Source organism: Micromonospora sp. NBC_00860 (genome assembly GCF_045207375.1).
In the GTDB taxonomy this organism is placed as follows: Bacteria; Actinomycetota; Actinomycetes; order Mycobacteriales; family Micromonosporaceae; genus Micromonospora; species Micromonospora vinacea.
The window spans coordinates 4,675,500-4,691,457 of record NZ_CP108825.1; the positions used below are offsets into that span (position 1 = coordinate 4,675,500).

17 protein-coding genes are annotated in these 15,958 nt (G+C 73.3%); 9 read left to right on the forward strand and 8 right to left on the reverse strand.

Annotated features, from left to right (window positions below; translation table 11 throughout):
• Positions 1–23: 23 nt before the first annotated feature.
• Positions 24–1,013 carry a thiamine-phosphate kinase gene (locus OH804_RS21360; protein WP_406059078.1) on the reverse strand — a complete coding sequence of 330 codons (990 nt, stop codon included), beginning with the start codon at positions 1,011–1,013 and terminating at the stop codon, positions 24–26.
• A 96-nt stretch (positions 1,014–1,109) separates the two neighbouring features.
• Between OH804_RS21360 and OH804_RS21365 the strand changes: the two genes are divergently transcribed.
• Both OH804_RS21365 and OH804_RS21370 read left to right on the forward strand, forming a co-directional pair.
• The gene (locus OH804_RS21365) at positions 1,110–1,343 is read left to right on the forward strand and encodes an Lrp/AsnC ligand binding domain-containing protein (protein ID WP_030487446.1); all 234 of its coding nucleotides are present in this window, start codon (positions 1,110–1,112) and stop codon (positions 1,341–1,343) included.
• Positions 1,344–1,352: 9 nt separating this feature from the next.
• Complete coding sequence (locus OH804_RS21370) at positions 1,353–2,036, forward strand: DUF3515 family protein (protein WP_196921496.1); 684 nt, start codon at positions 1,353–1,355, stop codon at positions 2,034–2,036.
• A gap of 54 nt (positions 2,037–2,090) precedes the next feature.
• On the opposite strand, the gene OH804_RS21375 is transcribed toward OH804_RS21370, so the two are convergent.
• Together OH804_RS21375 and OH804_RS21380 are read right to left on the reverse strand one after the other, a co-directional pair.
• The gene (locus OH804_RS21375; protein WP_406059081.1) at positions 2,091–3,191 is read right to left on the reverse strand and encodes a D-alanine--D-alanine ligase family protein; all 1,101 of its coding nucleotides are present in this window, start codon (positions 3,189–3,191) and stop codon (positions 2,091–2,093) included.
• A 195-nt stretch (positions 3,192–3,386) separates the two neighbouring features.
• A complete protein-coding gene (locus tag OH804_RS21380) occupies positions 3,387–3,605 on the reverse strand; it encodes a hypothetical protein (protein ID WP_196921494.1) in 219 nt (72 codons plus the stop codon).
• A gap of 278 nt (positions 3,606–3,883) precedes the next feature.
• Between OH804_RS21380 and OH804_RS21385 the strand changes: the two genes are divergently transcribed.
• Positions 3,884–4,729, forward strand: a complete 846-nt coding sequence (locus tag OH804_RS21385; protein WP_196921493.1) for a helix-turn-helix transcriptional regulator — start codon at positions 3,884–3,886, stop codon at positions 4,727–4,729.
• A gap of 5 nt (positions 4,730–4,734) precedes the next feature.
• Positions 4,735–4,935, forward strand: a complete 201-nt coding sequence (locus OH804_RS21390) for a DUF397 domain-containing protein (protein ID WP_112582016.1) — start codon at positions 4,735–4,737, stop codon at positions 4,933–4,935.
• A 41-nt stretch (positions 4,936–4,976) separates the two neighbouring features.
• On the opposite strand, the gene OH804_RS21395 is transcribed toward OH804_RS21390, so the two are convergent.
• From OH804_RS21395 to OH804_RS21415, 5 genes are all read right to left on the reverse strand, one after another.
• The gene (locus OH804_RS21395; RefSeq protein WP_406059084.1) at positions 4,977–6,026 is read right to left on the reverse strand and encodes an ROK family protein; all 1,050 of its coding nucleotides are present in this window, start codon (positions 6,024–6,026) and stop codon (positions 4,977–4,979) included.
• Positions 6,027–6,204: 178 nt separating this feature from the next.
• The gene (locus OH804_RS21400; protein ID WP_406059086.1) at positions 6,205–6,990 is read right to left on the reverse strand and encodes a putative protein N(5)-glutamine methyltransferase; all 786 of its coding nucleotides are present in this window, start codon (positions 6,988–6,990) and stop codon (positions 6,205–6,207) included.
• Between the two features lie 144 nt (positions 6,991–7,134).
• Positions 7,135–8,253, reverse strand: coding sequence for a cystathionine gamma-lyase (locus OH804_RS21405; protein WP_406059088.1), 1,119 nt, complete (start codon positions 8,251–8,253; stop codon positions 7,135–7,137).
• An 8-nt stretch (positions 8,254–8,261) separates the two neighbouring features.
• Positions 8,262–9,269: an NAD(P)H-dependent glycerol-3-phosphate dehydrogenase gene (locus OH804_RS21410; RefSeq protein ID WP_406059090.1), complete on the reverse strand. Its 1,008-nt coding sequence runs from the start codon at positions 9,267–9,269 to the stop codon at positions 8,262–8,264.
• A 76-nt stretch (positions 9,270–9,345) separates the two neighbouring features.
• Positions 9,346–10,083 carry a 1-acyl-sn-glycerol-3-phosphate acyltransferase gene (locus tag OH804_RS21415; protein WP_196921488.1) on the reverse strand — a complete coding sequence of 246 codons (738 nt, stop codon included), beginning with the start codon at positions 10,081–10,083 and terminating at the stop codon, positions 9,346–9,348.
• 128 nt (positions 10,084–10,211) lie between these two features.
• Between OH804_RS21415 and cofC the strand changes: the two genes are divergently transcribed.
• From cofC to OH804_RS21440, 5 genes are read left to right on the forward strand one after another with little or no spacing between them, the layout of a single operon-like run.
• Entirely contained in the window at positions 10,212–10,859 is a 648-nt protein-coding gene (cofC, locus tag OH804_RS21420; protein ID WP_196921487.1) for a 2-phospho-L-lactate guanylyltransferase, read from the forward strand.
• A gap of 50 nt (positions 10,860–10,909) precedes the next feature.
• On the forward strand, positions 10,910–11,107 hold the full coding sequence (locus OH804_RS21425) for a cold-shock protein (protein ID WP_030335323.1): 198 nt from the start codon (positions 10,910–10,912) through the stop codon (positions 11,105–11,107).
• 54 nt (positions 11,108–11,161) lie between these two features.
• Positions 11,162–13,522, forward strand: a complete 2,361-nt coding sequence (locus tag OH804_RS21430; protein ID WP_406059093.1) for an RNA degradosome polyphosphate kinase — start codon at positions 11,162–11,164, stop codon at positions 13,520–13,522.
• Between the two features lie 24 nt (positions 13,523–13,546).
• Positions 13,547–15,067, forward strand: a complete 1,521-nt coding sequence (locus OH804_RS21435; RefSeq protein WP_406059095.1) for a CHAD domain-containing protein — start codon at positions 13,547–13,549, stop codon at positions 15,065–15,067.
• Positions 15,055–15,933, forward strand: a complete 879-nt coding sequence (locus OH804_RS21440) for an NUDIX hydrolase (protein WP_196921484.1) — start codon at positions 15,055–15,057, stop codon at positions 15,931–15,933. Before OH804_RS21435 ends, OH804_RS21440 begins: the two co-directional genes overlap by 13 nt.
• Positions 15,934–15,958 lie beyond the last annotated feature (25 nt).

Genomic DNA, 15,958 nt, shown 5'->3' on the forward strand with positions numbered 1-15,958 from the left:
CAGGGTACGGCGACGCGCCGGCCTCACCGGAAGTGGTCCCAGCCGGCCGGGCCGTCGTAGGCGACGCCATCGACAGTCACGCCGGCACCGTCGGTGACCAGGCCGATCCGCCGCCAGCCCGACGGCAGCGCCACCGCCGGGGGGAAGGTCGCGGCCAGCGCGTGGTCGTCGCCACCGGCGAGGATCCAGGTGTACGGGTCGACGCCGAGTGCCTGCGCCGCGTCGGCCATCTGCCGGGGCACCTCGAACCCGTCCCGGCGTACGTCGATCGCCACCCCGCTGGCCGCCGAGACGTGCCCGAGGTCGGCGAGGAGCCCGTCCGACACGTCGATCATGGAGGTGGCGCCGAGCTGGGCGGCCTGCGGGCCGGCCGGGTAGGGCACCTGCGGCCGCCGGTACGCCTCGACCAGCAGCCGGGGGGTCCGGAAGCCCCGGGTCAGCACTGTCAGCCCGGCCGCCGCGTACCCGGTGCGCCCGGCCAGGGCGAGCACGTCCCCGGGGCGGGCGCCGGACCGCAGCACGGGCGGACGGCCAGCCAGGTCGCCCAGCGCGGTGACCGCGACGGTCAGGGTGGGGCTGGCGGACATGTCGCCGCCGACGACGCTCGCGCCGACCGTCCCGGCCTCCGCGGCGAGCCCGTCGGCCAACTCCTCGGCCCAACTGGTGTCCAGGTCCGCCGGCATGCAGAGAGCCACCAGCAGGGCGGTCGGCGTGGCACCCATCGCCGCGATGTCCGCCAGGTTCGCCGCTGCCGCCCGGTGCCCGACGTCCCGGGCCGAGGACCAGTCCCGCCGGAAGTGCCGGCCGTCGACCAGCACGTCGGTGGAGGCCGCCACCCGGCCGTCCGGCGCGGCCACCACCGCCGCGTCGTCGCCCGGGCCGAGCAGGGTCGTCGGTCCGTACGACAGCCGAGCGGTGATCTTCCCGATCAGCCCGAACTCCCCGATCCCGGACACGCCGACGCCACCGCGGGCGTTCCGCCCGTGCTGCCCGGCTCCGCCGTGCTCGCTCACCGCTGCTCCTTGACGACCGATAGGGATCAGACCTGGTCCGTAAGGTAGTTTCACCCTTCGGGCCGCTCCCGGGCGGCGACGGACGGAGGTCGAGTCGTGGTACAGGCGTACATCCTCATCCAGACCGAGGTCGGCCGCGCACGTGACGTGGCGGGTCTCATCGCGGACATCCCCGGCGTGGTACGCGTCGACGCCGTCACCGGGCCGTACGACGTGGTCGTCCTCACCGAGGCGAACACCGTCGACGAGCTCGGCAAACTCATCGTCAGCAAGGTGCAGATGGTGCCCGGCATCACCCGCACCCTCACGTGTTCGGTGGTGCGGCTGTAAGTGGACGAGATGACGACCTCCTCCTCGGCCCTGGACGACGACGGGCCGCGCGACGCGGCCGACGGGACGCCCGAGCCGGCTGACGGTAACCGTGAGTCGACCGATCCCGCGGCCGCCGCGCCGGCCGGCCGCGATCGGACCATGCGTGGCGCCGCCCTGCTCGCCACGTTGATCGCGCTGCCGATCACGCTGCTGGTGGCCGTACTGGCCTTCAGCAAGCTCAGCCCGGACACGCCGGCCGCCGCCCCGACACCCTCGGCGACCACCGCCCGGGTGCAGTCCACCACCCCGGTGGAGATGGCCGCCCCGGCGCTGGCCGCCCGCCCGGCCACCGTCTGCCGGGCGCTGCTCTCCCAGCTTCCGGCGAGCATCCGCGACCTGGCCCAGCGGCCGGTCACCGCCGGTCCGGAGCAGAACGCCGCGTACGGCGACCCCGCGCTCACCGTCGCCTGCGGCGGCACCGAGCCCGCCTTCCCCAGCACCGACGAGGTCTGGACGGTCAACCAGGTCTGCTGGCACCTGGCCGAGCAGGCCGACGCGGCGGTGCTCTCCACTGTCGACCGGGAGACGCTGATCACCGTGCGCGTCCCGCGCTCGTACGAGCAGCCGTTGCAGTGGTTGCCGACGATCTCCAGCACGATCGTGGCGAGCGTTCCCTCCGGCGGCGCCATCCCGTCCGGCTGCCAGCACTGAACGCGAACCGACTCCGCCCGCGCCGGCTGACCGGCGCGGGCGGGGCCGGACTGCTCAGTGCAGGCCGACGCCGCGCCGCTGGGCGGTACGGATCAGCCGGTTGACCAGCTTCGGGTACTCCAGGCCGGAGGCCGCCCACATCCGCGGGAACATCGACGTCGGGGTGAAGCCGGGCATCGTGTTGATCTCGTTGAGGTAGACGTCCAGCTCGGGGGTGACGAAGAAGTCGGCCCGGGCCAGACCGGCGCAGTCCAGCGCGGTGAACGCGCGGACCGCGTACTCCTGCACCTGGCGGGTCACCTTCTCCGGCAGATTGGCCGGAATGTCGTACTCGCAGGAGTCGTCGAGGTACTTCGCCTCGAAGTCGTAGAAGTCGTGGTCGGCGACGACCCGCACCTCGGCCAGCACGGACGCCTCGGGCGCACCACCGGCCTCGCCCTCCAGCACACCGCACTCGATCTCGCGGCCGACGATCGCGGCCTCGATGATGACCTTCGGGTCGAACTGCCGGGCGCCGGCGACCGCCGCGTCCAGCTGCGCCCAGTCGGTGACCTTGCTGACGCCGAACGACGACCCGGCCCGGGACGGCTTGACGAAGACCGGCAGGCCGAGCCGCTCCTTGTCCTGCTCGCTGAGCGTCATTCCGTTGCGCAGCACGGCGTACGTGCCGACCGGGATGCCCTCGACGGCACAGAGCTTCTTGGTGAACTCCTTGTCCATGGCGGCCGCGGAGGCGAACACGTTCGCCCCGACGTAGGGGATGCCGGCCATCTCCAGCATTCCCTGGATGGTGCCGTCCTCGCCGTACGTGCCGTGCAGCACCGGGAAGACCACGTCCACGTCGGCCAACGCCCGGGGACCCTCGGTCGGGTCGAGCACCATCAGCCCGTTGCCGGTGGGGTCGGCACGCAGCACGATGTCGTCGCCGGAGTCGGCGGTGATCTCCGGCAGCTGACGGGCGTTGATCGCGAGCTGGGAGGGGTCCCCGTTGGTCAGCACCCATTGGCCGGCCCGGGTGATGCCCACCGGCACCACCTCGAACTCGTCCGGGTCGAGTGCGCCGAACACGCTGCCGGCGCTGACGCAGGAGATGCCGTGCTCCGGGCTGCGGCCGCCGAAGACGATCGCCACGCGGGTCTTGCCTGGGGTGGTCACTCCGGTCACCTCTTCGTACGCGACTGCGGCTGGTCGTGCTCGCCGGTGGCGCTCACCCGGTTGACCTTACTGTGCGTGGCCGCGGGGCGAGGCGATACCCGGCGAGCCACGGCACGACACGGCAATCGGTCATCGGAGGATATACGGTGCGTGATCGGACGGTGGCGGCGTCGCGGGCCGCTGACCTGGGTCTACTCAGTCCCGGGAGTGCCGGCGACCGACCGCTATCACCTTCACCCGCTGCCGTCCGGCCCGCACCATGCCCAGCGCCATGAACGCTCCGGCGATGCGGTCGGCGGCCTCCCGGCTGCTGGCGCCGACGACCTGCCGGCGCCGTTCCGGCGCGACCCGCTCGTTGCGGTTGATTCCCTCGACGGGGCGCACGTCGGTGAGCACCACGAGGAAGCGGGTCATCGCGTGCCGCCCGAGGGTACGGCGGGGGGCTCCGGGCGGGTTCGCACGTCGTCTCCTTCCGGCAGGCCGGGGTGGCGGGGCGGCACGCGACGATCGGGTACGGGGGAGAAACCCGATCGCCGCGCGCCCCATCCCCTCCGGTCGCTCACCACCACCGTCGCCACGACAACCGGCGGTGAGGACGCCATAACAGATTGACACGTGTACAGCCGTGAATGCAACTCTCATCGACGTTCTCTCATGCAGACGTTCCCGCAAATGTGTGCGACCATCGATGCATGGCTCCGAAGACCGCCCGTGCCCGCCGGCTCGGCATCGCCCTGCGCCACCACCGGGAAGCCGCCGGGCTGACGCTGGAGACCGCGGCGGATGAGATCAACAGCACCCGCAGCACCCTCTCCCGGTACGAGAACGCCCAGACCCTGATCACCCCGGCGACCGTGCGCGCCCTGCTCACGTCGTACGGGGTGGGCGCCGACGAGGTGGCCGCGGCGGTGCAGCTCGCCAAGGACGCCCGCAAGCCGGGCTGGTGGGTGTCGTACTCCTACGTGCTGGATCGGCGCACCATCGACTTCATCGCGCTGGAGGCCGAAGCGACCGCCATCGCCAACTTCGAGCCTTCGGTGGTGCCCGGCCTGCTACAGACCGCCGACTACGTCCGGGGCGTGATGCGGGGCGGGCCGCACACCCTCAGCGACGACATGGTGGAGCAGCGGGTCAAGGTCCGCCTCGACCGGCAACAGCGACTCACCGGCGAGAACCCTGCCATCTTCGACGCGATCATCGACGAGGGCGCGCTGCTACGCCCGGTCGGTGAGCAGTCGGTGATGAACGGGCAACTGCGGCACCTGGTCAAGATGGCCGAGCTGCCGAACATCAGCGTCCAGGTGATCCCACTCTCCGCCGGCTACCACCGGGGCACCCGGGGTTCCCTGCACATTCTCGAGTTCGCCGACCCGGAGGACCCGATCATCGCGTCGGTGGAGACCGTCGCGGGTCAGATGATCCTCGACCGCGCCGGTGAGACGCGTACCTGCACCAAGATCATGGAGCATCTCCGAAGCGTGGCGCTCAGCCCGGCGGACAGCCGCGAGATGCTCCTGTCAGTCCTGAAGGGACGGTAGGACCGATGACCCCGATGATCACAGCGGCCTTGGCCGCGGCGCGGTGGCGCAAGAGCAGCCGCAGCGGCGACGAAGGCGCCTGCGTGGAGGTGGCCGCGATCCCGCGGCTCGTGGCCGTCCGCGACTCCAAGGACCCGGCCGGCCCGGCCCTGCTGTTCCCAACGGCGGCCTGGGCCGCCTTCGCCCAGGCGCCGCCCCAGCGCTGACCAGAGACGCCGAGCCGGTGCGGGTCGTGGCCCGCGCCGGCTCAGGCAACCAGCGGGCGGGGCTCCGGAACGGCGCGCAGCGCCTCCAGCGCGGCGATCGCGACGCCCCGGGCACCGGCCATGTCCCGGTCCGGCACCAACGCGAAGGTGGCCACCGCCGCCTGCTCCTCGCGGAGCACCGTGTGCTCGCGAACCGTCGCCAGGAACCAGTCGCGGAACTCCGGTGCCGCCTCCACCACCCCGCCGCCGACGAAGTACGCGTGCGGGTCGGTGAAGTTCGCGGCGACTGTGAACAGCCGCCCCAACGCCATCGCCTGCTGGGTGAAGAGCTCCCGCGCGAGGGCGTCCTTCCGCTCGCCGTACGCCCGGACCAGCTTGGCCGCCCGGGCCACCGGCTCGGCTGCGAGCGGGTGGTCCGGGTACCGGGTCAGCCAGTACGGCAGCAGGTTGCGTTCGATGCCGGTCAGCGAGGCGACGCTCTCGACGTCCCCGGTGAAGCCGCAGGCGCAGGTGGGTTCCGGCTGACCCGGGCCGAGCAGCCCGCTCAGCGGGATGTGCACGTGGCCCAACTCCCCCGCCATTCCGGCCGCACCGGCAATCACCCGACCGCTCTCGACCACACCCCCGCCGAGGCCGGTGCCCACGATCGCGGACACCGACGAGCGGTTCATCGCGTCGGCGCCGAAGTGGAGGTGGTGCGCGTACAGCGCTGCCGCGTTGCCGTCGTTGTGATAGATCACCGGCAGACCGAGCCGTCGCTCCAGCGCCCCTCGTACGTCGAAGCCGCGCCAGGCCGGCTGGGAGAAGTTGGTGGAGCCCCGCGACGAGATGACGCCCTCGGCGCTGGCCGGGCCGGGCGTGTCCAACCCGACCGCCTGGACCAGGTCACGCGGCACGCCGGTCTGCGCCAGGGCGCCGTCCAGCGCCCGCGCCAACGCCTCGATCGCCGCCTCCGGCCCGGACCGCACCTCGCTGGGGATCTCCAACAGCCCGTCCACCAGGAAGCGGCCGTCCACCGTCAGCACGGTGGCGTTGTTGCTGGTGCCGCCGTTGTCCAGCCCGACGACCACCGGCACCCCTGCGCTGCCCACCGAAACCACCTCCCGCCGTCGTGAGTGTGAGCCGAGGCTAGTGCCAACCCCTCTCCCCCGCCACGCCCCGGCCCGCCCGGCAGTTCGCCACCGTCGATCAAGGAGTTGTGGTGGGGGATGAAATACCTGGTATGGCGCTTATCGGGCACCACAACTCCATGATCGACTCGGACTCGGGTCAGGGGAGGCGGGCGAAGACGGCGGTGGCGTCCAGGTCTTCGTCGTGGCGCACTGTTGGCAGCAGGCCGGCCGCGCTGAACGCGTTGCAGAGTGTGTCGACCTGGGTGGTGCCGGCCTCGACCACCAGGTGACCGCCGGGGGCCAGCCAACCCGCCGCGTCGACACCCACCCGGCGCAGCACGGAGAGCCCGTCCGGGCCGCCGTCGAGCGCTACCGGGGCCTCGTGCAGTCGCGCCTCCGGCGGCATCAGCGCGACCGCGTCGGTCGGCACGTACGGGGCGTTGGCGACCACCAGATCCAGCCGACCCCGCCACCGCCGGGGCAGCGGCGCGAAGAGGTCACCCTCGTACACCTCGGCGTTCAGCCCGGCGACGTTGCGGCGCGCGCAGGCCACCGCCGCCGGATCGATGTCGGCGGCGGCCAGCCAGCGCGGCGCGAGCCGGTGCGCCAGCGCGACAGTGGTGGCCCCGGAGCCGCAGCACAGGTCGACAACGGCCGGCGCCTCGCCGGTCAGCTCGGCCGCCACCTCGACCAGCAGGGCGGTGCGGGCCCGGGGCACGAAGACGCCCTCGTCGACGGCGATCCGCAGGCCGCAGAACTCCGCCCAGCCGAGCAGGTACTCCAACGGTTCACCGGCCACCCGGCGGTCGGTCAGGTCGACCAACGCCGCCGGGGTGTGCGCGGCGGCCAGCAGCAGTTCGGCCTCGTCCTCGGCGTAGACGCAACCGGCGGCGCGCAGCCGGCGTACGAGGGCAGGACGGTCGGTGGGGAACGGTGGTGCCATGGGAATCCTCCGGGGAACGCTCGCCGGCGCTCCCGCGGCCGCTATCGCGGCAGGGACACGGGAGGAAGCGCCGGTCCTGTCTGTTGGCGGATCGGACTCACCTCCTCCGGTCGTGGCCGCCGGTGCGGCCGCCGACACCCTAACTCAGACCGGGCCTGCGGCGTCGAGCGCGGCGGCGATGTCAGCCACCAGGTCCGCGGTGTCCTCCGCGCCGCAGGAGAGCCGGACGAAGCCGGGAGCGGTGTCGTCGCCCCACTGCGCCCGCCGGTCCGCAGTGGTGTGCAGGCCACCGAAGGAGGTTGCGGCCGCCACCAGCCGGGCGGCCTCGACGAACCGGCCCACCCGGTCGGCGTCGCCAAGGTCGAACGAGAGCACCCCCGGTATCCGGCGCATCTGCGCCGAGGCCACCGGGTACGCGGGGTCGTCCGTCCGCCCCGGCCACCGCAGGCCGGTCACGTCCGACCGGCCGGCGAGCAGGTCGACGACCGCGGCGGCGTTCGCGCTCTGCCGGGCCAGCCGCAGGTCGAGAGTGGCCAGTGACCGGTGGGCCAGCCAGGCGTCGAACGCGCCCGGAACCGCCCCGGTGGTGGTCCGCCAGGTCGTCACCGCGTCGATCAGCTCGGCGGACCGGCTGGCCAGGTAGCCCAGCAGCAGGTCGGAGTGGCCGGTGAGCGCCTTCGTACCGGAGGCGACCACCATGTCGGCACCGAGATCCAGCGGGCGCTGACCGAGCGGGGTGGCGGTGGTGTTGTCCACAGCGAGCAGCGCGCCGTCGGCGTGCGCCCGCTCGGCCAGGGCCGCCACGTCGACGACGTCCAGGCCCGGGTTGGCGGGCGTCTCCACCAGCACCAGCCGGACGCCCTCGAAAGACGGGTACGGCCCGACGGTCGGCACGAACAGCACCCGGACGCCGATCGCCTCCAGCACATTGGTGGCGAACGCCCGGACCGGGAAGTATCCGTCGGTGGGGAGCACCACCGTGTCCCCCGGCCGCAGCAGGGTGAGCAGCAGGCCGGTGATGGCCGCCTGACCGGTCGAGAAGACCCGGCAGTCACCGCCCTCCAACTCGCCCACCGCCGCCTCCAGCAGCCGCCGGGTCGGGTTGTCGGGGCGGCCGTAGCCGTTCGGCGACGTGCCCTGACCCTCGAACGGGTCGAGGTGGTACGGCGCGGCGAAGACCGGCCCGGGCAGGAACGGGTCCCCCGGTGCCGGCTCGGGCAGGCCGGCGCGGACGCAGCGGGTGCCGTCTCCCCACTCGTTCATCGGGTTCCTCACTCGTACGACTCGGGTTTGGCGGTGCGGCTCATCAGGGTCTCCACGGCGAGGCGCGGGTCCATCCCCTCGTGGCAGATCCGCTCGACGTGCTCGGTGATCGGCATCTCCACGCCGTGCGCCCGGGCCAGGTCGCGGATCGCCAGGCAGCTCTTCACGCCCTCGGCGGTCTGCCGGGTGGCGGTCTGGGCCTGCTCCAGCGTCTCGCCCCGGCCAAGGTGCTCCCCGAAGGTGCGGTTGCGGGCCAGCGGGGACGAGCAGGACGCGACCAGGTCACCCATGCCGGCGAGGCCGGCGAAGGTGATCGGGTCCGCGCCGAGCGCCACGCCCAGCCGGGCCGTCTCGGCCAGCCCACGGGTCATCAGCATGGCCCGGGTGTTGTCGCCGAAACCCATCGCGGTGGCGATGCCGTACGACAGGGCGATCACGTTCTTGACCGCCCCGCCCAGCTCACAGCCGATCACGTCGTCGTTGGTGTAGGGGCGCAGGTACGGCGTCCGGATCGACGACTGGACGAGCGTGGCGCGGGCACTGTTCGTGCCGGCGACCACTGTCGCGGCGGGCTGCTCGGCGGCGATCTCCGGGGCCAGGTTCGGGCCGGACACGACGACCACCCGGTCCGCGGCGACCCCGGCGGTCTCCACGATGACCTCGCTCATCCGCTTGGTGGTGCCCAGCTCGATGCCCTTCATGAGCGACACCAGGGTGGAATCCGGGTGGAGGTGCCCGGCCCATTCGGCGAGGTTGCCGCGCAGGGTCTGCGACGGCACGGCCAGCACCACCACCTCGGCGCCGGTGATCGCCTCGGCGGCGTCGGCGGTGGCGGTGACGCGCGCCGGCAACAGCAGGTCTGGCAGGTACTCCGGATTGCGGCGCTCGGTCCGGATGCACTCGGCGACCGGCGCCCGGCGGGCCCACACCGTCACGTCCCGCCCCGCGTCCGCGAGGATCTTGGCGAACGCGGTGCCCCAGGAACCGGCACCGAGCACCGCGACGTGACCGCTCATGCCACCGCTCCGCTTCGCTCCGCGGCGGCCTGAGCGACACCGCTACTGAGCCGGATGATTCGCTCGCTTCGCTCGCTCATGCCGCTTCGTCCCGCGGCTCGCGGCCGACGGAGGACCGGGCCGGTCGCTCCCACAGTGGCGGCGGGGTACCGCCACGGATCTCGGCGAGCATGTCCCGCAGGCGCAACATGATGGTGTCCGTCATCTCCTCGAGGGTGGCCCGGGTCGGCTGGGCGTCCGCCCACCGGCTCAGGTCGATCGGCTCCCCGGCGGCAACGGTCACCGGGATCCGGGGGCGCAGGCTGACACGGGTCGTCCGCGGGTCGAAGATCCGTTCCGGCCCCCACATCACCACCGGTACGACCGGGGCGCCGGTGGCCAGGGCCAGCCGGGCCGCACCGGTCTTGGCCTTCATCGGCCAGAGCTCCGGCTGTCGTGTGGTGGTGCCTTCAGGGTAGATCACGACCGCGCCGCCCTCGTCGAGCGCGGCGACCAGTGCGTCCAGCGAGCGGACGGCGTCCACGCTGCCCCGCTCGACCGGGATCTGCCGGCACCGGTGCAGGATCCAGCCGACCACCGGCACCCGGAACACGCTGGCCTTGCCCAGGTACTGCGGCCAGCGCCCGGAGTCGTAGATGAAGTGCGCGGACACCAGCGGGTCGGCGTGTGAGATGTGGTTCGCCACGATGATCACGCCACCGTCGCGGTGGAGATGCTCCTGACCACGCCAGGTACGCCGGGTCCAGACGGTCATCACCGGCTTCACCAGCCCCACGGCGAACCGTTGCCAGAACCCCAGCCTCCGCCGTGCCACTGTGCCTCCTCGTCGCGCCCCAACCCCGCCGCGAAATCCCGCCCGCGACACCCGCAGCGGAAATCATGCCTGCTCGCCCCCGGTACGGCCAGCGAGGGGCCCGTCGTCCGGCTGGCAGGATTGCGGACGTGAGTCAGCCGAGGTGGGCCGTGGTGGTGCCGGTGAAGCGGCTGGCCGTGGCCAAGAGCCGGCTGCGGGGCGCGCTGCCCGGCGTACCGCATGAGGAGTTGGCGCTGGCCCTGGCAGCCGACACGCTCCGCGCGGTGCTGGCCTGCCCGGCGGTCGCCGAGGCCCTGGTGGTGACCGACGACGACCGGGTGGCGGCGGCGGCGCGGGCCGCCGGCGCGCGGGTGCTGCCGGACGAACCGGACGCCGGCCTGAACGCCGCGTTCCGGCACGGGGCGGCGGGGGCCGCCGCCGGATGGGTGGCCGGGATCACCGCAGACGTGCCGGCGCTGCGCCCGGCCGAGCTGGCTGGCGCGCTGCTCGCGGCGCAGAACGGCCGACCCGGGGTACGCCGGTTCCTGCCGGACGCACCCGGCGGGGGCACTGTGCTGCTCACCGCCGGGCCGGGCGTGCCGCTGGATCCGCGCTTCGGGGTGGGCTCGGCGGTCGCGCACGCGGCGAGCGGGGCGCTGCCGCTCGACGGCGACTGGCCCAGCCTGCGCCGGGACGTGGACACCGCAGCGGACCTGGCCGCCGCCGCCCGCCTCGGGCTGGGACCGCGCACCGCCGCCCTCGTGGCCGCCGGTCGCCCCGCCCGCGCCGCCGGCTGAGCTTGCCTGGCCCGCTCCGCGGGCTGAACCCCCGGGTGTACGGTGCCAGCATGCAGGGCACGGTGGCCAGCTACGACGCGGCGACGCGCAGCGGTGTCCTGCTGCTCGACGACGGCACCGAGATGCGCTTCCCCGCCCGGGCCTTCGACGCCTCCGGGCTGCGACTTCTCCGGCTCGGCCAGCGGGTCCGCATCGACACCGATCCCGACGGCGAGGTCGTCCGGGTGACATTGCCGACGATGATCTGACCCGGCGAGCCCAAGTTCATTTTGCGTTTACCGTAATCGGGTGATTATGAGCGGGTGAGCACCCCTCGCGAGCAACCCGCCCACCCGCCCGCCACCGACCTCCGCAACGGCTCCCGTACGCGCGGCACCGATGGGCGCTTCCGCCCGTCCCGCGCCGAACACGCCAGCGCCGCCCGCGCCGACACGCTCGCCGACGATCCCGGCGCCGCCTCCTCCGGGCTGGACGAGGTCATCGACCCCGCCCCGACGATCGAGTCGGACGGCCCTGCCGCCGGTGACGTCCACCCGGTCCTGCCGGACGACCTGCCGGCCAGCGCCGGGCAGGAGGACGACGACGAGCCCTCGGCGGCCCCGCCGCTGCCGGAGGACCGGTTCCTCAACCGGGAGCTGTCCTGGCTCGACTTCAACGCCCGGGTGCTCACCCTGGCCGAGGACCAGCGCACCCCCCTGCTGGAACGGGCCAAGTTCCTGGCCATCTTCGCGAGCAACCTCGACGAGTTCTACATGGTGCGCATCGCCGGGCTGAAACGGCGGCTCTCCGCCGGCCTGCCGGTGCGCGGCGGGGACCGGCTGCCGCTGCGTACGCAGCTGGAGCGGATCGCCGAGCGGACCGCCGCCCTGGGTGCCCGGCACGCCGCCTGCTTCGTCGACGACGTGCTGCCCAAGCTGGCCGACGAGGGCATCCGCATCCTGCGCTGGGGCGAGTTGGGCGACGGCGAGCGGGAGCGGCTGCGCACCTACTTCCGGGAACACATCTTCCCGGTGCTGACCCCGCTCGCTGTGGACCCGGCGCACCCGTTCCCGTACATCTCGGGTCGGTCGCTGAACCTGGCGGTGGCGGTCCGTGACCCGGACGGCGGTTCGGAGCTGTTCGCCCGGGTGAAGGTTCCCAACAACGTCCCCCGCTTCGTCCGGGTGGACCGGGACCAGCCGGGCGTCCGGATGTTGCCGGTGGAGGACCTGATCTCGGTGCACCTGGGCCAGCTGTTCAGTGGCATGCAGGTGGTCGAGTGCCACCTGTTCCGGGTCACCCGCAACGCCGAGGTGGAGGTCGACGAGGACCGCGACGAGGATCTGCTCCAGGCCCTGGAGCGGGAGCTGGCCCGGCGACGGTTCGGCCCCCCGGTCCGGCTGGAGGTGGCCGCGTCCATCTCCGACCACATGTTGGAGCTGCTCGTCCGCGAGTTGGACATGGACGACCAGGACGTGCTGCGGGTGCCCGGCCTGCTGGACCTGTCCGCGCTGTGGCAGGTCTACGGCGAGGCGGACCGGCCGGACCTGAAGGACCCGCCGTTCGTGCCGGCCACCCACCCCCGGCTCGCCGAGGGTGAGGTGCCGCGCAGCGTCTTCTCCACACTGCGCGACGGGGACATCCTGGTGCACCACCCGTACCACTCGTTCGCCACCAGCGTGCAGCGCTTCATCGAGCAGGCAGCGGCCGACCCGAACGTGCTGGCCATCAAGCAGACGCTCTACCGGACCAGCGGCGACTCCCCGATCGTCGACGCGCTCGTCGACGCGGCCGCCGCCGGCAAGCAGGTGGTGGTGCTGGTGGAGGTGAAGGCCCGCTTCGACGAGGTGGCCAACATCGGCTGGGCCCGCACGCTGGAACGCGCCGGCTGCCACGTGGTGTACGGCCTGGTCGGCCTGAAGACGCACTGCAAGACCGCGCTGGTGGTCCGGCAGGAGGGCAACCAGATCCGTCGCTACTGCCACATCGGCACCGGCAACTACCACCCGAAGACGGCCCGACTGTACGAGGACTTCGGCATGCTCACCGCCGACCCGGAGATCGGCGCCGACCTCACCGACCTGTTCAACGTGCTCACCGGGTACAGCCGGCAGACCGCGTACCGGCGGTTGCTGGTCGCCCCGCAGGGCATCCGCAGCGGCCTCATCGAGCGGATCGAGCGGGAGATCTCGCACGTCCGCCTGGGCATGCCCGGCCTGGTCCAGTTCAAGGTCAACTCTCTGGTCGACGAGGGGGTGACCGACGCGCTGTACCGCGCCTCCCAGGCCGGCGTCCACGTCGACCTGCTCATCCGGGGCATGTGCACGCTGCGCCCCGGGGTGCCGGGGCTGTCGGAGAACATCCGGGTCCGCTCGATTCTCGGCCGGTTCCTGGAACACTCCCGGGTCTTCCGGTTCGGCAACAACGGCGCGGCCGAGTTCTGGATGGGCTCGGCCGACCTCATGCACCGCAACCTGGACCGTCGGGTGGAGGCGCTGGTGCAGGTGACCGACCCGATCGCCCGCGCCGAACTGGACCATGTGCTCACCGCCGCGATGAGCCCCGACGTGGACGCGTTCGAGCTGGCCGGCGACGGGACCTGGACCCGGCGTACCGGCGGTGACAACGCCCGGGCCCATCTGCAGGAACTGTTGCTGCGCCGCGTCGGTGGCACGGCCGGCTGACCGCGCAGCGCATAGGCTGAGCTGATGGTCGAGGAGGAGCAGAAGTACGAGGTGGACGACACCTACGTGCTGCCGGACCTGGCCGGCACGGCCCCGGCCGGCGGCCGGGTCCGGGCACTGCCACCGGTGACGCTTGTCGCCCGCTACCTCGACACTGTCGACCTGCGGCTGGCGCGGGCCGGTGCCTCGCTGCGCCACCGCCGGGGTGACGAGCTGCCCTGGACTGTGAAACTTCCGACCGGGACGCCGGGCGTCCGGCACGAGATCTCCCGTCCCGGGCCGAAGGGGCAGCCGCCTCCGGAGCTGGTGGAGTTGGTCACCGTCCTGCACCGGGGAGCGCCGCTGGCCCCGGTGACAGTGGTGCGGACGGTGCGGCACGCGTACGAGGTGTGTGACCGGGCCGGCACCGTCCTGGCCGAGGTGGTGGACGACCGGGTGACGGTGCTCGACGACGCCGGCACCACCACCGACACGTTCCGCGAGGTGGAGGTGGAGCTGAAGGGCGGCGACCGGAAGCTGCTCGACCGGGTCGGCGAGGTGCTGCGCGAGGCCGGCGCCCAGGGCGGGTCGTTCACGCCGAAGCACGTACGGGCGCTGGGCGCGACCGCGCAGGCCGATCCGGACCTGGTCGCGCCGGCCGGGCTGCCCGACGAGCCGACCGCCGGTGACGTGGTGACCGAGGCGGTCCGCAAGGAGATCCGCCGGCTGTTGGCGCACGACCCGCTGGTCCGGCTGCGCGCCCCGGCTGCCGGTGACGACACCGCCGTGCACCAGATGCGGGTGGCCTGTCGACGCCTGCGCAGTGATCTGCGCACCTTCAAACCGTTGCTGCGCAAGACCTGGTCCCGCCCGCTGCGCACCGAGCTGCGCTGGTTGGCCGGGGTCCTCGGCGCGGCCCGCGACGCCGAGGTGCTGCGCGCGCGGCTGCGTCGCACCGCCGACGCCGATCCGCTGAGCCCGCTCGACCGGGGCGCTGTGGACCGGCTCGACGAGGTGCTCGCCGCACGGCAGCGGCAGGCGTTCGCCGCCATCGACGGGACGCTGCGCTCCGCGCGCTACCTGGCCCTGGTGGACTCCCTGGTGCTGGCCGCCCGCGCCCCGCGACTCACCCGCCGGGCGTCCGCCCCCGCAGCGGAGGCGCTACCCGCGCTGGTGGCCCGCCCCTGGCGGCGGTTGACCGGGCCGGACGGCGTCGACGGGCTCGACGCGCAGTCGCCGGACGACCACTGGCACGCTGTTCGCAAGGAGGCCAAGCAGGCCCGGTACGCGGTCAACGCGGTGGCCCCGACGGTCGGCAAGGCCGCACGCCGGCTGTCCCGCGCCCTCGCCCAGGTGCAGGACGTGCTCGGCGAGCACCAGGACGCAGCGGTGGCGGCGGACACCTGGCTGGAGATCGCCGCCGAGCGACCGGACGACCACGAGCTGGCGGTCACCGCCGGGCGGCTGGCCGAGCGGGAACGCCTGTCGGTACGCCGGACGCGGGCTCTCCTCCCGGCCGCCTGGCACCGAGCCACCCGACGCCGGCGCACCAGTTGGCTGCCGTGACGGGGATCCGGGCGGCCGGCGGGGTGGCCTGGCGGCCGACCGCCGACGGCGTGCACGTCTGCGTGGTGCACCGCCCCCGCTACGGCGACTGGACGCTGCCGAAGGGCAAGCTGGAGCCGGGCGAGCACGCGCTGGCCGCGGCGGTCCGTGAGGTGGCCGAGGAGGCCGACGTGCGGGGCGTGCCGCAGGTGCGGCTGCCGTCGGTGCGGTACCGCAGCGAGGGGCAGCCCAAGCTTGTCGACTACTGGTCGATGCTCGCGGTGGCCAGCGGCGGCTTTCAACCGGGCACCGAGGTGGACGACATCCGCTGGCTCGCTGTGGACGACGCGATCCGATTGGTCAGCTACCCCCACGACGCCGAGGTGCTGGCGGCGTTCGCCGCGCTGCCGTCGGTCACGGCGACTGTCGCGGTGGTCCGGCACGCGCACGCCGGTAAGCGGGCCACCTGGTCCGGCCCGGACGTCGGGCGCCCCCTCGACGCCGAGGGGTGGGCCCAGGCGAGCACGCTGGCCGGGCTGATCGCCCTGATCCGACCGGCCCGGCTGGTGTCGGCGTCGCCGCGACGGTGCGTGCAGACACTCGACCCGGCCGCCACGTTGCTCGACCTGCCGATCGAGGTTTGCGGCGACCTGGACGAGCCACAACCCGGCCAGCAGAGCGACGAGCAGATCCTGGCCACCGCAGCCCGGCTGCTGGAGTTGGCCGGCACCGGTGGGCAGTCGGCGGTGTGCAGCCAGGGCAAGGTCCTGCCGGGCGCCCTGGAGCGGCTGACCGGCCGCACCGACGAGGACTTCACCACGCCGAAGGGCGGCGGCTGGCTGCTCGCCTTCGCCGCCGACCGGCTGCTGGCCACCGATCGCCTGTAGGGCCCCGGTTCGACGGGCCCGGCTC

Excerpts from the sequence above, each read along its gene's own strand:
- OH804_RS21410 (WP_406059090.1), bottom strand. The coding sequence starts at position 9,269 with ATGAGCGGTCACGTCGCGGTGCTCGGTGCCGGTTCCTGGGGCACCGCG.
- OH804_RS21425 (WP_030335323.1), top strand. The coding sequence starts at position 10,910 with ATGCAGGGCACGGTGGCCAGCTACGACGCGGCGACGCGCAGCGGTGTC.
- OH804_RS21435 (WP_406059095.1), top strand. The coding sequence starts at position 13,547 with ATGGTCGAGGAGGAGCAGAAGTACGAGGTGGACGACACCTACGTGCTG.
- OH804_RS21370 (WP_196921496.1), top strand. The coding sequence starts at position 1,353 with ATGACGACCTCCTCCTCGGCCCTGGACGACGACGGGCCGCGCGACGCG.
- OH804_RS21400 (WP_406059086.1), bottom strand. The coding sequence starts at position 6,990 with ATGGCACCACCGTTCCCCACCGACCGTCCTGCCCTCGTACGCCGGCTG.
- OH804_RS21385 (WP_196921493.1), top strand. The coding sequence starts at position 3,884 with ATGGCTCCGAAGACCGCCCGTGCCCGCCGGCTCGGCATCGCCCTGCGC.
- OH804_RS21390 (WP_112582016.1), top strand. The coding sequence starts at position 4,735 with ATGACCCCGATGATCACAGCGGCCTTGGCCGCGGCGCGGTGGCGCAAG.
- OH804_RS21380 (WP_196921494.1), bottom strand. The coding sequence starts at position 3,605 with ATGACCCGCTTCCTCGTGGTGCTCACCGACGTGCGCCCCGTCGAGGGA.
- OH804_RS21405 (WP_406059088.1), bottom strand. The coding sequence starts at position 8,253 with ATGAACGAGTGGGGAGACGGCACCCGCTGCGTCCGCGCCGGCCTGCCC.